10 protein-coding genes are annotated in these 16,302 nt (G+C 55.7%); all 10 read right to left on the reverse strand.

Annotated elements, in window-relative coordinates:
• Window positions 1–58: 58 nt before the first annotated feature.
• Window positions 59–1,894 (reverse strand): ABC transporter ATP-binding protein, encoded by a 1,836-nt coding sequence (locus tag AC0YNU_RS02360; RefSeq protein ID WP_475752714.1) that lies wholly within the window; start codon window positions 1,892–1,894, stop codon window positions 59–61.
• A complete protein-coding gene (locus AC0YNU_RS02365) occupies window positions 1,894–3,672 on the reverse strand; it encodes an ABC transporter ATP-binding protein (RefSeq protein WP_475752716.1) in 1,779 nt (592 codons plus the stop codon). Before AC0YNU_RS02365 ends, AC0YNU_RS02360 begins: the two co-directional genes overlap by 1 nt.
• 513 nt (window positions 3,673–4,185) lie before the next feature.
• Complete coding sequence (locus tag AC0YNU_RS02370) at window positions 4,186–7,851, reverse strand: dynamin family protein (RefSeq protein WP_475752718.1); 3,666 nt, start codon at window positions 7,849–7,851, stop codon at window positions 4,186–4,188.
• Window positions 7,852–7,908: 57 nt separating this feature from the next.
• Window positions 7,909–8,175 (reverse strand): NAD/NADP transhydrogenase alpha subunit, encoded by a 267-nt coding sequence (locus AC0YNU_RS02375; RefSeq protein ID WP_475752721.1) that lies wholly within the window; start codon window positions 8,173–8,175, stop codon window positions 7,909–7,911.
• 39 nt (window positions 8,176–8,214) lie between these two features.
• The gene (gene nth / locus AC0YNU_RS02380) at window positions 8,215–8,865 is read right to left on the reverse strand and encodes an endonuclease III (protein WP_475753934.1); all 651 of its coding nucleotides are present in this window, start codon (window positions 8,863–8,865) and stop codon (window positions 8,215–8,217) included.
• A gap of 183 nt (window positions 8,866–9,048) precedes the next feature.
• Complete coding sequence (locus AC0YNU_RS02385) at window positions 9,049–11,766, reverse strand: S-layer homology domain-containing protein (protein WP_475752723.1); 2,718 nt, start codon at window positions 11,764–11,766, stop codon at window positions 9,049–9,051.
• Window positions 11,767–11,783: 17 nt separating this feature from the next.
• Window positions 11,784–12,452 carry a GerMN domain-containing protein gene (locus AC0YNU_RS02390; protein WP_475752725.1) on the reverse strand — a complete coding sequence of 223 codons (669 nt, stop codon included), beginning with the start codon at window positions 12,450–12,452 and terminating at the stop codon, window positions 11,784–11,786.
• Between the two features lie 10 nt (window positions 12,453–12,462).
• Window positions 12,463–13,953, reverse strand: coding sequence for an N-acetylmuramoyl-L-alanine amidase (locus AC0YNU_RS02395; protein WP_475752727.1), 1,491 nt, complete (start codon window positions 13,951–13,953; stop codon window positions 12,463–12,465).
• A 190-nt stretch (window positions 13,954–14,143) separates the two neighbouring features.
• On the reverse strand, window positions 14,144–14,737 hold the full coding sequence (gene leuD / locus AC0YNU_RS02400; protein WP_475752729.1) for a 3-isopropylmalate dehydratase small subunit: 594 nt from the start codon (window positions 14,735–14,737) through the stop codon (window positions 14,144–14,146).
• 28 nt (window positions 14,738–14,765) lie between these two features.
• Window positions 14,766–16,187 (reverse strand): 3-isopropylmalate dehydratase large subunit, encoded by a 1,422-nt coding sequence (gene leuC / locus AC0YNU_RS02405; protein WP_475752731.1) that lies wholly within the window; start codon window positions 16,185–16,187, stop codon window positions 14,766–14,768.
• Window positions 16,188–16,302: the final 115 nt, after the last annotated feature.

The following is a 16,302-nucleotide window of genomic DNA, read 5'->3' on the forward strand; positions in this document are numbered from 1 at the left end:
CCAGCCGGCATGCGCGTTTTTCTTCCATTGTGGAGGTTCCGTCCCGAAAAATCAAGAATTATGCCGATAAAAAGCGGTACTGCGCTTCAATCAAGCCGTTATACGTGCCTTTATGACGGATCAGCTCGTCATGGCTGCCCTGTTCGACGATTTGACCATGATCCAGCACGACGATGCGGTCGGCATTACGAATGGTCGACAATCGGTGCGCGACGATGAATGACGTACGTCCTTGAAGCAGCTTCTTGAGCGCTTCCTGGATTTTGAGTTCGGTTTCGGTATCGATGCTCGCCGTCGCCTCATCCAGAATGAGCACGCGCGGATCGGCCAGCAAGGCCCGGGCGAAGGAGAGCAGCTGTCGCTGTCCCATCGACAGGCTGTTGCCGCGCTCCTGAACTTCCGTGTCGTAGCCGTCCGGCAGGTTCATGATGAAATCATGCGCGTCAACCGCAGTCGCCGCTTTGACGATCTCATCGTCGGTCGCATTCAAGCGGCCGAAACGGATATTTTCGCGGATCGTCCCCGAGAAAATGAACGTATCCTGCAGCACGACGCCGACCTGCGAGCGAAGGCTCTCCAAGGTAACGGAACGAATATCGATGCCGTCAATCCGTACGGCGCCCTGAACGGGATCGTAGAATCGGCAGAGCAGATTCATGATCGTACTTTTGCCCGAACCGGTATGACCGACGAGCGCGATCGTTTCGCCTGCCTTCACATGCAGATCGATTCCCTTCAGCGCCGGTCTTCCTTTCTCGTATTCGAAGACGATATGCTCGAAGCTAACGTCCCCGGAGATGCGCGGCAGCTGCCGGGCTTCTTTCAACTCGCCTACGGTCGGCTCTTCGTCGATAAACTCGAAGATCCGTTCCGAGGAGGCCATCGCGATCAGCAATTGGGCATACATTTGGCCTAGACGGTTAATCGGATCCCAGAAGTTGCCGACGTAGTTCGCGAAACCGACGAGAACGCCGACCGTAATGGCCCCGATAGCGATTAAGTGCGCGCCGTACCAGAATAGAATGAGCGTCCCTACCGCCGACGTGATCTCGATGATCGGACCAAATGCCTGGTTAAGCATAGACGCCTTATTCCACGCTTTGATGTTGACGTTATTGACATGCTGGAAGAAGCTGAAGTTCGCTTTCTCCTGCGTGTACGATTGCGTGACGCGCATCCCTTGGATGCTCTCGTTCAGATGCGCGTTGATCCGCGACTGCTTCATGCGCACGTCCTGCCAGGCGAAGCGGATCCGCTTGCGCAGCGCGGTAGATACGGCGAACATCAGCGGCACCGTAATCATGATCGCGAGACCGAGCTTGAAGTTCCAGACGAGCAGGATGATGACAATCCCGACCAGCTGGATGCAGTCCATGAGCAGGTTGACGACGCCGTTCGTGAACAAGTCCTGCAGCGCATTAACGTCATTCGTTACCCGCACGAGCACGGATCCGGCCGGGCGTTTGTCGAAGAAACGGAACGACAGCTTCTGGATATGGCGGAACAAATCATGTCGCAGATCGTAAATGACCTGCTGGCCGATCATATTCGTATATCGGATCCGGTACGTGTTAGCCGCCCATTGAATAATATAAAGCGCGAGCATCATTCCGGCATAGAGATACAACTTATTCATGCTTGGATCGCTGCCGTCCTTCGGCTGGATCGCATCGTCGATCGCCTTGATGAACAAGGCCGGAATCGCCAGACGGGTCAAGGTTCCAAGCACGATCATGACGATGATGATCGGAAGCATCTGCTTCCGGTAAGGTTTCATGTACGTAAATAGCCTGCTGATTTGCGCCCAGTTAAACGGCTTTTCGATCGCATCGTCATCCTTGTAGATGAATCTTTCATGCGCGCCGCGGGGCTTTTGCTGCTCTTGCTCGCTCACTAGACGACCCCTCTTTCCACTCGTGCAATGATTTCATCGGCGGTCAAGGGACGGTCGGCATATTGAATGTCGTACGTGTCCCGATAACGACCCGGCTTGTGAACCAACTGATCGTGCGTGCCGCGCTGCTTGATATGCCCTTCGTCCAGCACGATAATCTCGTCCGCGTGACGAAGCGATGAAATCCGGTGTGCGATTATGAATGTGGTGCGACCGGCCATGACTTCCTTGAATCCGGCTTGAATTTCATGCTCGGTTTCCATATCGACAGCGCTCGTAGCATCGTCCAGAACCAAAATGCGCGGATTCTTGATCAGCGCTCTCGCGATGGCGATCCGCTGCTTCTGACCGCCCGAGAGCCCCATGCCGCGTTCTCCGACGACGGTATCGTAGCCTTCAGGCAGCTCCATGATGAAATCATGCGCTTTGGCAAGCTTCGACGCATGGATGATCTGTTCCATCGTGACCCCGTTCATGCCGTACGCGATGTTGTCGCGGATGGAGCAGGAGAACAGGAACGTCTCCTGAAACACGATGGCGATATGGCTGCGAAGGCTTTCCAGCGACAGATCGCGGATGTCGATTCCGTCGATCGTAATCGAGCCGGATTTGACGTTGTACGCCCGCATCAACAGCTGGATGATGGTCGATTTCCCAGCGCCCGTGGCACCGAGCAAGCCGATGACAGAGCCGGGCTTCGCGTCGATGTCGATGTTCGAGACGGCCGGCGCTTTATCCGCGTAGTTGAACGTCACGTCATGGAATTCGACATGGCCTTTGGCCATATTTTCGTCCAATACGATCGGTTGTTCGTTGTCTTTCACGTGTACATATTCATTGAGCAGCCCGACCAGACGCTCGCCGGAAGCTTTGGTTTGCGTGTAGTTATTGATGTGGAACCCGATGCCCCACATGGGAGCGATAATGTACCACAGCATGCTGTAGAAGGCAACCATCTGACCCAAAGTAATGGCCTCGGTGATGACCAGTCTTCCTCCGGCAATGAGCAGGATGACGACGCTCAAGCTTGCGAGAAGCTCCATGACCGGGAAAAACTTGCCCCACAGCAGCGATGCGCCGATTTGATTCTTTTTGTACAGCTCGCTCCGATCGGAGAACTTATCCATTTCGAACGGTTCGCGCGCGAACGATTTGACGGTGCGGACGCCCGTGATATTCTCTTGCACCGCCGTCGTCAGGTTGCTCATCGCCTGCCGCATTTCACGGAAGGCCGGATGGATCTTCTTCTCGAAACGCAAAGCGGTAAAAGCCAGGAACGGCATCGTGCACAGCGTGATCAGCGTGAGCTGCCAGTGAATCGAGAACATCATGATCGCGCCGAAGATGACCATCATGAACATATTCAGGATTTGCACGAAGCCGAAGCCGATGAAGTTCCGAACCGCCTCGAGATCCGCCGTGAGACGCGACATCAGGTCGCCCGTCTTGGCCGTATCGTAGTATTGATAAGACAGCGCTTGAAGCTTCTCGTAGCAGGCGTTCCGGAGACGGAACGCGACCCGGTTACCCAGCCTGCCGCCGAACAAACCTGACAGAAACGCGAAGCTGCCTTTAATAAGAACGACTCCGACAACGGTAAGCGACAGTGCGGGCACCCACGTAAAATTTTTAGGAACGATGATATCATCGATTAAGACGCGTAACAAATTGGGATAAACAAGACCGAGTGCGGTTGCGAACATCATGAAGATAATCGAACCGAGCAAACTCTTTCGTTCGACCCAGTAATACGGTTTAAGCTGCTTGAAGACTTCCAATTGGGTAACCCTCTCCCTGTGCTGGTGTGTGATGCTCTTTATTTGAGAAGAACACGTCCGCGCCGCAACGTGACGAGGGGTGTTTCTTCTTGATATGACTGAATATTAACAGCATGAGTCCGGTACGGCAAACAGAGTGCGGGGGCATATAATTGACAATATTCGCTTGCGCTTCCATCTCGCTCAAAAGTAAGGGGGTATTCTTCGATATCGTCTCATATCGTGGCAAATAGGGGCATATTCCTCCGTTTTTGCACATTTGCCTCTGTTTTTGCATGATTTATTTTTCATGGAAAAAGCAGTGGAAAAGCATGCCTTCCCGTACCCATTTCAACCACTCCCGTTTGGAGGACCTCCGTCTATGCCGGGCAATGGCTCCTGCGTATCAAACAAGGCGAAAAAAAGAAGCTTATTCGCGTCGAAACGAGGCGCGAATAAGCTTCTTGTCAATAAAGTAAAGATTCGGATCGTGAACCATCAAACTGACGATAGACATGTAGTTCAAAAATCCAGCTAAATGGCCTGCAGTTCCTTCTGGATCCGCTGCAATTCGACCATATTCGTGCTGCCAGACAAAGAATCCAGCTTTCCTTGGCTGAACGCATCAATATCGGCCTGCAGCTGGAGCGAGCAATTGGCCGCAGCCTGCTGCATGAGGCTGCCGTACCGGAGACTCCACGCCTGCTCCGCCTCCGCCATCCAAGCTTGGAGCGGCGCATCAAGCTCCTTCTCCAGCAAAGCGCGGAGCGCAGACTTGCCCTCGCCTTCGAAGAAATGCTTCGGCGATTTGAATTTGCTCCACAGCAGCTTCATATCGACGGCGGACGCCGTCCAAGCAGGCTGCTCCTCCGGCGTCTGAAGCTCCAGCGGCTTGTAAGGGGAAGGCGCGAAGCCGTCCAGCAAGCCTGAGGCTTCCTCCGCGGTGTCCGCGTATTGCTTCGCAGCCAGCTTGTTCAGCGTATTGTCGAGGCGAAGCGATGTCGCCTCCAGCTCTTGGGCCAGCTCGATTTGCAGCAGACGCTGCAGCTCCAGCCACGACGTCCACATCGCTTTCTTCAGATCCCTGCCGTCGTCCTGCAGCGCGGCCGGATTGAAAGCGAAGTGATAATGGTCGCCGAACCGGAACTGCACCCGCTGCAGCACGTAGAAGAGCAGTTCTTTCAGCTCCTGCTGCAGCTGCGCATGCTGCTTCGGCTCCGCGAGCGCGGCGGCAAGCCGACGCGCCTGCTCCGCGCTGGCGCGTAAAGCTTCGCGGATGCGATCCCGCGATTGCTCATCTCCGGAGGCAGCCTCCAGCCAGTTCGCGATCGTGCGGCGAGCGCGTTCCAGCTCCTGCTCGGCTGAAGCAACGGCCAATGCGCCAAGATCCCCCTGCGTAAACCCGAGGAAGGACTCCTCGAAGGCTCCGATGCCGGATTCCGCGATCAAGCGGCTGCTGCCGACGCGTTTGCCGTCCAACGCCTGCAAGCTCGATACCGGGAACATCCGCGGGAAACGGATGCCGTGCTGCTGCAGGTTGCGCTCCACGTGCGCGAGCACGCCTTCCAGTTCCTCCTGGCTGGCCGCGAGATCGGCCGCATTGACGATGAAGAACATTTTATCCAATTCGAATTGATCCTTCACGCGGCCGAGCTGCATCAGGAACTGACGGTCGGCCTGCGAGAAGGCGTGATTGTAATACGTGACGAACAAGATCGCGTCCGCGTTCTTGATATAGTTGAACGCGACGCCCGTATGCCGCGCGTTGACGGAATCGGCGCCCGGCGTATCGACGAGCACGATGCCCTGCGCGGTCAGCGGATTGGCATGGTAGAGCTCGATCTCGCTGACGAAGCAGGAGCGCGACTCTTCCGCGACATAACGACGATAGTCCTCGCCGCTGACGGCCAGCTGCTGTCCAAGATGGGCTTCGTGCTCCGCCCAGCCTTTCGCCGCGGCCTTCAAGAAGCTGTAATGCGGACGTCCGCCTGCATGTACGCCATCCGGCGACAGCTTGTGGATCGCTTGCAACAGCGCGTCGTCGCTTAATTGCGCCGCGTTCTCGCCAAGCAAGCCGAGCGAGTACCGCAGGTCATCCAGCATCGCTTCGCGCGATTTCATCCAGACGGCCGCGGTTCCATGCGGCCGCTCCGCCGTCGGCGGAACGATCCGGTTGACCGCCGCCGTCGTCGGATTCGGCGAGACCGGCAGCACCGCATCGCCCAGCAAAGCGTTGGCGAGCGAGGATTTGCCCGCGCTGAAGGCACCGAACAGCGCAATCGTGAACCGGCTGCTGCGCAGACGATCCGCTTTGTCGCGCATGCCGTTCACGGTCGCGGCCAGCGATGGATGCGGCGCCAGAAGCTGCGCCGCCTGGCTCAGCCGCTCCGCCGCTTGGCGCTGCGGAGCGAGGGCTTCCGCGGCGGCCGGGCTAGGCGCCGCCGCTGCGGGCGTGCCCGCGCCAGCGCCGCCGGCCGCGGGCTCCGCCGCGGCCGAGGCGCCAGAGCCGGCGCTTGCCGCCGCCGGCTCGGCGCCAGGGGCGCTGCGCGCCCCGCTGCCGAGCGCCTGTGGCTTCGGCAGCGCAGGGCGCGGCGGCGCGGGCGGCAGCAGCGCCGCCAGCCGCGCGAGATGCGCGGCCGCGCGCTGCGCGAGCGCGGCCAGCGCCGAGAGCGCGCCGGCTTGCGTCGCAAGCTCGGCAAGCCGTGCGCGCAGCGGCGCGGCGGCAGCTTCGCCGGCCGCGGCGGCACGCTCGCCAAGTGCGTCGATCCACGCGAGCGCGCGCTTGCGATACTGCCCTTTGACCGCTTCTGCAATCTCGCGGCTATAGGTCATGGTATACGCGTTGCCGAACGAGGCGCCCGTATTCACATGCGATACGAGCAGATCGGCATCCCATAATCCATTCACGAACGGCGACAGCTCTACTTCCAGCGTCTCGCCGCGCCAGCCGATACCGTCCGCCGCGCGCCGCAGCAGGTCGAGCAGATGCCACTCGATGCCTGCTTGCACCTTGGCATGCAAATCATGATAGAACGCCTGCAAGCGGCGTTCCTGTTCAGCGGCCGTCTTCGAGCCTGCGAACAGCAATCCTGCTTTGAAGCCAGGCTTGCGGCTCTCCAGGAACGATTGGGCCAGATCGCGGGTAGCCGCAGGGGTCAGGTTCGCATTATCCAACAAACCTTGAACTTCGAGTCTCAGTCGCGTACGCAAGGAATCCACTTCGGCTTGGCCCCGCCCAAGCTCGGCTTCCAAGGACGCGATCTCTTCGCGAACCTTCTCCGCTTCGCCTTCTCCGCCGGCCAGCGTAAGCAGCCGTTCGCGTTCCTCTTCGGACGCCGCCTCCAGCGCTTTTCCGTGCAAGCGAATCACATGGCTCGCGGAAGAATCCACGCTGCCGACCGCGAGCGGCGTGCGAAGTTCGGCTAAGGACTCGAACAACGCGAGAAGCGAAGACCATTCCGAATGCGGATGGTTCGGCTGCCGCAACGACAAATAGACGATGCCGCTCGGTTCCAAATGCCAGTTCCCGAACGCTTCGTCAACGCTTTGCCTATAAGCCTCGAACGACAGCTCGCTGTCCCGGTGCTTATCGATTTGGTTCACGATCAAATAAAGCGGTTTTCCCCATTCCTTCAACTGCTTCGCGAACGTGAAATTGATTTCGGACTGTACGTGATTGTAGTCCATGACATAAAAAACGACGTCCGCCAAATGAAGCGCCGATTCGGTCGCCATCCGGTGCGCGTCGTCCGTGGAATCGATGCCCGGCGTATCCAGCAGCACGGTATGGCTGCCAAGCCGGGGAATAGGGTAAGACAAGGAAACGGAAAGGACCGTTTCGCCGTCTTTACAGTAAGCATTTACGTCTTGAATCGGAACTTCCAGCGTCTGTTCTTGTCCGGAGACAAGCTTCTTGATGATCGCTTTCGCTTCCCCGTTCTTGATGCTGACGACATTCGCGCTAGTCGGTATCGGACTCGAAGGCAGCAGTTCCGTGCCGCAAAGCCGGTTAACCAGCGTTGACTTGCCTGCGGAGAAGTGCCCGCAGAAGGCTACAGTCAACTGCCCTTGATCCAGCTTCGACTGCAGCTCCCGCAGCCGCTTCGCGTCTCCTTCGTCCCCGGCGTCAGCCATCAAGGACGCCATGTTCTCCAGTGCGGCCTCCATGGCTTGCGTATTTTTCTCCATCGTATGGCTCATGGTTCTCTCTCCCTGTTTGCTCCCCGTCTTCCCTTCAGTCAACCGCAGAGCGACGTATTAAACGAGTTGAACTGCAGGCAGGCAAATTTCGAATACTTCGCCGTGCTGCAGGATCGTCACGCCGCGTTCCTTTTCCTTCATAACGACGCATTCCGGCTTCTGCCGCATACGTTCAATATATTGATCAGGCACGTCGCCCGCTCCGCTTACCGTAACGCCTTCCAGAATAATTTCTTCATTCTCGGCCGGCGGTGCTTCCATGATCTGCTCGTAAATATCGGAAAACAACGCAAAATCTTTCGTGTACACGGAAATGCATTTCATCGGTTAATCATCCTTATCATTAAGTGGTTGGACTAGCATTTAGCTCTTAGTTTTTCGGTTTAGAGCCGGTTTCATACGTAGTTGGCCTTCTTTGCAGCAATCTAGCAGCGGGCATACGGGACATTGCGGGTTTTGTGCCTTGCAATGATACCGCCCGAAGAAAATCAGCCTGTGATGGGTCTCCGTCCACAGCTCCCGCGGAACCAGCTTCATCAGCCGTTTCTCGACCTCCAGCACGCTGTCATCCGCTTTAGCAAAACCGAGACGCTTCGAGACGCGTTCGACATGCGTATCCACGGCGATTGCCGGTATGCCGAAGGCGTTGGAGACGACGACATTGGCCGTTTTGCGGCCTACGCCGGGCAGCTTCGTCAATTCTTCGTGCTCTCTTGGGACGTCTCCGCCGTAATCGTCGATCAGCATGCGGCAGAGTTTCTGGATGAACAAGGCTTTGTTGCGAAAGAGCCCGATCCGTTTGATATCCTTCTCCAGCTCGTCCAAAGGAACAGCCAGGTAATCCGCAGGCGACCGGTATTTCTGAAACAAATTCGCTGTCACTTTATTGACGGTTTCGTCCGTGCACTGCGCGGAAAGCAATACGGCAATGGTCAGCTCGAAAGGGTTGCCGTGATTGAGCTCGCAATGCGCGTCCGGAAACATGCGGCCGATCACGTCCAGGACATGGGTCATTTTGTCTTTCGCTTTCAACTGACGCTCAACTCCTAATAGAACCATCGCTTCAAAGTGTAGCGAAAATTGTCACATTTATCAACCGCAAAACCGCATGAAAATGCGGTTTCCTCACCTATATTCACAGAATTGAAATAAAAAATTGTCCCGGCAAACGCCAGGACAATTGTGTTCAAGCGGACTTTAACCCTTCGAAATCTCTACCAGCGCATTTCGATAGAAATAAAGCACGATGGAATCGCCGTCCGTCAGCTGGCTAGTCGTGATGGAAGCCCCGTTTTGCGTGATTTTGGTTGCCGCCGTTACAGCGAACGTGTTGACGTCCGACAACGATTCCCGTTTCACGGACAATATACGGGTTGCTGCGTCGTATTTCCAGAACTTCTTCGCAACGCCGCTGTTTACGGTAATGACCAGACGATCCTTCTCGTCGAGCTTCGTATCCACGCGGTCGCCGGCGCTTAGAACGGCAGCGGAATTTCCCGTGATCCCGTTCTTCACGACAATATAGCCAGCGCTAAGCGCAACGTCGACCGTCGAGCCGTTGTAGTCGGATACGGTTACCTTATCCGTCGAAACGGAAGTCACGCGTCCGACCGCTACGTTCAGCACTTTGAAAGAAGCGATGTTGTTTCCGACGAAATACAGATTGCCGAGCTGACCGGCCGTCACGCTTCCGATCGCCAGCTTGTCGCCTTTCTCGTTCTTGACCTCAAGCGTTGCCGTAGAATAATCGTAGAACGTACCGTCGGCTGCCTTCAGCTTCAGCTTCTTGCCGGCGATATCGACAGCGTACACCTCGACCTGCTTGGCCGTTTGCACTTGCAAATAAGAAACTTTATCCTGGTTGGCGTTAAGCAGTGCCGTTACTTGATCGCCGGCCTTCACATCGCTAAGGGTAGCGGAGGACTTGCCTGCGATTTCCACGTAGCCCGGAATATCCATCGGCAAGGTGACCGCTCCGCCATTGCTTTGCAGCAGCGTAACCGTGCTCGCATTCGTATTGACGGCCGTTACGGCGCCGGTGTACTTGTATACGAATTGAACGAATACCGCCTTGCTTTCCGTATAGCCAAGCGTTACCTTCTTCCCTTTTTGAAGCAGTCCGCCAACGCTGCTAAGCGTAATCGCCGTACCGTTCATATCCAGTTTCGTTTTGTCGCTGAGGTAAACGGAAGCCAGGTTGTTGCTCGCGTCCTTCACGGTCAATGCCTTCAAATCGCTGTCGTAGCTGACGACCGTTGCGCCTGTCAAGACGTTGACCTTGCGGTTCACGACTTTGATCGCGGTGACCTGATCTTTGTCGTTCAAGGAGATGTCGAGCACGTCGCCTTTAACGAGATCGCCGATCGTCGTGCCCGTCAGACCTTCGATCGTCACGTCGACCGCAGCGGTTACGAATTTCGCTTCAAGCACTTGCTGCGCGGTCCCCGCGCCCTTCACGTATTGAATCGTATTGCCGTCGCTGCTGGCGGAATAGAACTCCCCGCGAATCAGCTTGGCGGATGTTTGAACGATGGTGATCTTCGTCACTACCGAATTTTTGACCTCGTAAGAGACGACATCGCCGACGCGAAGCTGCGATAAGCCGCCGTCCAAGATTTGTCCCTGCCACACGACATCCGCTTGCGGCGAGACGCTGTACATCGACGAAGCGCCGGTCGTTGCATCGGCTACCGTGATCGAAGGAGTCGCCGTTTGTATAGCCTGTACGGTGCCTTGTCCGACCTTGTTCACCGGAGCCGATTGAACGGCAATGGAGACAGCCAGCGGTTTCGTGCGGTAGGTATCACGCGTAATTTCAACCTTGCTGTCTGCAGCCAAGCTGCTGATTGCTATGGTGTTGCCGGCTCCGTCTTTTACAGCCGTTGCTTGCGTATAATTGATCGCTACCGGCTCGTCGTCTACCCACACCCATAACTTGCTGTCATTCGGCAGCACGCGGTCCACGGTTCCCGTGATCTTCTCGACTTGAAGCTCATCGTCGAGCTGTTCGACGTACAGCGCTTTTCCGCCGCTCGCCACGACCAGGAGCTTCGTATTGGGAACGAGCTGATCCAGCGTGGCCGCTTTCTCGGAATCGAAGCGGTAGACGTACGTGCCTGCGCTCAAATCAACCGACGAATCTTTGCCATCCGCGTACAAGCCCAGCGTCGAAGCGCTTTTGCTTGTCAGAATGGCCGTGTATTGTCCGCTATAAGCAACTGGGTATACCGTTTCCGCGCGGCTCAGAATCGTCGCGATTGCCGCCCGCGTAATATTGCCCTTCGGATCGAACTTATCCGCCGTAACGCCATTCACAAGCTTCAAGGACACCGCCGCATTCACGTAACCGGCATAATCTTTGCCGATGAGGGTCCCGTCCTTGAACGAGCTCGGCGTCGACGCAAGCTCGCTTGCCGCCTGCTCCTTGCCGATTGCCTTCACGATCAGCTTCGTGATCCATTCGCGGGAGGCTTTCTTGGTGCCCCATGCATTCGCCGGATCGGCATCCGCAAGCTTGAACTCCTCGTCGCGGTTCAGAAGGCCTTCTTCGAAGGCGAGAATAATATACGGCTTGAAATATGTACTGACATTGAAGTTCTCCGGAAACACGATCGCGTCGTCCGTCTTCACTTCGTTTTCTTTGCCGATGAAACGGATCGCCAGCGCGATCGCTTCTTGCTGCGTGATGTTGTCGCTTGGCTTGAACGCACCGTTCGTGCCTTTAATGATGCCCTGGCTGGCGAGCTTGGCGATGTGTTTCTCTGCCCAATGTCCTGCGGGCACGTCGCTGAACTTCGTCGTCGAGACGACTGCATCCGCATGAACCGTACCAGCCTCGGCTGCGGTGTAACCTGCCAGCAAAGAAAATACCATGAATGATGAGACCAGCTTAACCCATTTTTTTTGCTGCGGCATGTCTGCGTAGCTCCCCTTTATTGTTTTTTGATCGGATGCTCCAGGTCCTCATGACCCATCAAGCTGTCTACGGCTTCGCCATCGACGAGAATATTCAGCGATGCGACATCCTTGAATTGAAAATAGGTTTGCGTAACGGCCGATAGCGCGAGCTGTTCGCCAGGAGCTCCTAGTCTCGCTTCGTCGGGCAAGTGAATGTCAAGCGTCACGGCATCTCCGTCTTGCTTGGCAGTTAACAGCTGAACCTTCTTCCACAAGGAAGTTTCGCCTTTGTCGCCATCCGCTTGCAGCGCCTCGAACGCCGCCTTCAGTCTCTCGTTCCCGTCGCCGTACGCAATTTGCTTCTTCTGCGCATGAAGATCGATCATTTGGTCATCCGTGTAATACACGGAGATATCCTCTTGCTTCTTCTCCGGCCCCGCAGCCGTTCCGGTGTCGGACGCGTTACCTGAATCGCCTGCGTTCTCCGAATTGCCGGCGGTTCCGCTATTGCCGGTATTAACTGCGTTTCCGGTCGTTGTCGACTGGTTCGAATTTTCATTCCCGCCTTCGGATACGGATTGATTCTGATTGCTTGTTTCATTGCCCTGGAGCGGCTGCTCCTTGTTCCCGCATGCGCTGAGCGAGACGATCGAGGCAGCTGCAATGAGAGCCAACATCATTGTTTTTGTCGATTGTCGCTTCATTTGCATCCTCCTAGCTGAGTTTCAAGTATTCTTTGATGCCTGCTACGATTTCCAGTGCGAGCTTGTCCTGCTTGGCTGTGTTATACAGGGTCAAGCTGTCGCCGTTGTTGGACAGGTATCCTGTTTCGAGCAAGACGGCAGGCATCTTCGTTTCCCGGATGACGTGGAAATTGCCCGTTCTCACGCCTCGGTCTGCAAAGCCCGTGCCCAAAACCAAATGCTTGTGCATCACTTTCGCGAGCGCCAGGCTGTCCGAACGCCAGTAATACGTTTCGGAACCGCTGACGGTTGCAGATGTCGCGATATTCGCATGGAACGAAACAAAGATATCGGCGGGCAATTTGTTCGCGAAGCTAGCCCTGTCGGCCAGTTCGACGAACGTATCGTCCGAACGAGTCAGATAGGCTTTGATTTTCGTTTCCTTATCGAGCAATGCCTTCACCTTCAGCGTGATGGCCAAATTGAATTCCTTCTCTTTGCGGCCGTTCACGCTGGACGCGCCCGGATCTTTGCCGCCATGGCCGGCATCCAGCACGACTTTGAATACGCCTTTGTCAGGCGTTGTCGGCGGGTCGACAGGAGGCGTTACGATCGGTCCGGTTTGTTCCAAAACGTCGATTCGGACGACGTGGTCTTCATTCGTAACCTTGTAATTCGTCGGAGCGGCCATATCGAGCACGACGCGCACAGTCGACGGCTTGTCCGAATAATACGAATAACGAATCTTCTGAAGCGTCGGATTGGAATCGACTAGAATTTCTCCGAGCTTGGTACCGTTCGTGTCCGGCAGGAAGCCCGGCAGGAAATAAGGGTCGAAGTTCATCGACGGCAGATCAACGACGATACGCTCCGGATTATGGAGCACTTGCGTCTTCACGTTGTCAAAGTCGCCCGCGTAAGGCATATAGATGCTTCCAATTCCGTCGTAAACGACGGATTTCAGCAACGCCGTGTCGGTGGAAGGATCGGTCGTCTCCCCTCCTGTACCCGGATCCGCAGGACCCGAACCCGAGTCGCCGCCGCCTTCTCCCGGATCAGTCGTTTCGCCGCCGTCCGAGCCGGATTGCGGAGGATTATCCACGAGTTTTGCATACAGATGCACGGAGTGGGTATCAGCATCCCAAGACACATCCAAGCCGAACTGCTCACCTACGAATCGAAGCGGTACGTAAGTAGAATTCTTCGAAATCATCGCAGGTGCGTCCAGGCTGACTTCTCGATCATTAACGACAGCCGTCTTGCTTCCAATTGTCAGGACGGCCATCGTATCGCCGTTGGAAATCGTCACGTTCGGGGACTTCCAGTCGACGTCATAGCCGAGCCCTTCCGTCACGGTACGAATGGGAACGAAGATACGGGAGTTGACGTTCTTCGGTTCCGCGCTTCCGGACAATTGTTTGCCATTCAGATAAAGCTTGGGTGCTTCCGCTGCTCCCACGAGCGCGGGGAACAATGTGATGAGAAACGACAACAGCAATACAGCGGTTACAAACTTCTTCATCTTTCACCTCAGTGACTGTTTTTTCGCCTTGAAGCAGCTCGTACAAGACGATGCTTACAGACAATGGTTAGACGCAGCTTGTCAGAAAAAGTTGCGTTTTCAGGAAAATTGTAGCTAATAAAAATGCCAAAAAAGAAACCCCGGCATTTTTGCCGGGGTTTACTTGCCATTCAACCCGAACTGCGTTCAATTAGAACGCAACGCGGCTCGCTTCGTATGCGGAAATTTTATCCTCATGCTTCAGCGTCAGCCCGATGTCGTCCAAGCCTTGCAGCAGGAATTGGCGGCGATGCTCATCCAGATCGAACGAAATGCTGAGGCCGGCGTCGTCGGAAATCGTTTTGTTTTCCAGATCGACCGTCAGCTTGTACCCTTCCGTCTTCGCCGTGCGTTGGAACAGTTCTTCGACTTGTTCTTCGCTCAGCTTAATCGGCAGGATGCCGTTCTTAAAGCAGTTGTTGTAGAAAATATCTGCGTACGAAGGCGCGATAACGACTTTGAAGCCGTAATCGAGAATCGCCCACGGCGCATGTTCACGGGAAGAGCCGCAGCCGAAATTCGCGCGGGAAATCAGCACTTCCGATCCCTGGTAACGAGGTTGGTTCAGGCTGAACGAATCGATTACGTTGCCCTTCTCGTCCCAGCGCCATTCGAAGAACAGGAATTGGCCAAAGCCACTGCGCTCGATGCGTTTCAGGAATTGCTTAGGAATGATAGCATCTGTATCTACGTTTACGCGGTCTACCGGAGCTACGAGACCCGTTAATTGTTTGAAAGCTTCCATGTTGGTTGACTCCTCTCTCTTCTACCTCTTAGTTCAGCACTTCGGACTTGATGGTCCAATCGCGCACATCCGTGAATTTGCCCATGATCGCAGCTGCCGCGGCCATTGCCGGGGATACCAGATGCGTACGTCCGCCGCGGCCTTGACGGCCTTCGAAGTTACGGTTGGATGTCGATGCGCAGCGTTGTCCCGGCTCAAGCACGTCGGGGTTCATCGCAAGGCACATGGAGCAGCCGGCATCGCGCCATTCAAAGCCCGCTTCCGTAAATACTTTATCAAGGCCTTCCTTCTCGGCCTGGATTTTAACGCGTCCGGAGCCCGGAACGACGATGGCCGTTACACGGTCGCTGACTTGGTAGCCGCGCGCGATTTCGGCAGCGGCGCGCAAGTCTTCGATACGGCCGTTCGTACAGGAACCGATGAACACGTAGTCGATATCGATCTCGTTCATTGGCGTGCCAGGTTCAAGGCCCATGTATTCAAGCGCCTTCTCGGCGGCTTTACGTTCATTCTCTGTCGGAAGCTCGGCAGGAACAGGAACGTTCTTCGTGATGTCCGTACCCATGCCAGGGCTTGTGCCCCACGTTACTTGCGGAATCAGCGCGTCCACGTCGAAATCGACAACGGTATCGAATGTTGCGCCTTCGTCCGTAGCGAGTTCTTGCCATACCGCTACAGCGCGATCGAACGCTTCGCCTTGCGGTGCATACTCGCGGCCGCGAAGGTAGTTAAACGTCGTTGCATCCGGAGCGATAAGACCAGCGCGGGCGCCGGCTTCGATGGACATGTTGCATACCGTCATGCGCTCTTCCATCGACAGGGAGCTGATTGCTTCGCCCGTGAATTCCATTACATAGCCGGTACCGAAATCCGTGCCATATTGCGCGATTACGCCGAGAATCATGTCTTTCGCCGTTACGCCCGGTTTGCGTTTGCCGTTGAAGCGCACTTCCATCGTTTTCGCTTTGGATTGCTGCAGACATTGCGTAGCAAGCACGTGCTCCACCTCGGACGTGCCGATACCGAATGCCAGCGCGCCGAACGCGCCGTGCGTGGAAGTATGGCTGTCGCCGCAGACGATCGTTTTGCCCGGATGCGTCAAGCCCAGTTCAGGACCCATAACGTGCACGACGCCTTGGTCGATGCTGTCGAGATCGAACAGCGTAACGCCGAAGTCTTTGCAGTTTTGCGTCAGCGTGTCGATTTGTTGTTTCGAGATCGGATCGCTGATGTTGAACCGGTCTTTCGTCGGAACGTTGTGATCCATCGTCGCGAACGTCAGGTCGGGACGGCGCACTTTGCGTCCGGACAAGCGAAGACCTTCGAAGGCCTGGGGAGAAGTAACCTCGTGCACGAGCTGCAAGTCGATATAGATGATGCTCGGTTTGCCGGCTTCGGATTGAATGACGTGGTTATCCCAAATTTTCTCAAACATCGTTCTTTTCGTCATTGAATTCACCTCATAAAGTTTCATAAATTACGTTGCGCAATCTAGTAGATCTATGCAGACATCATAGCATTTCTTTCTTCATTGATCCAAGATATAATATCTATAACAGCAATAG

It is taken from the genome of Paenibacillus sp. J31P316 (genome assembly GCF_056269105.1).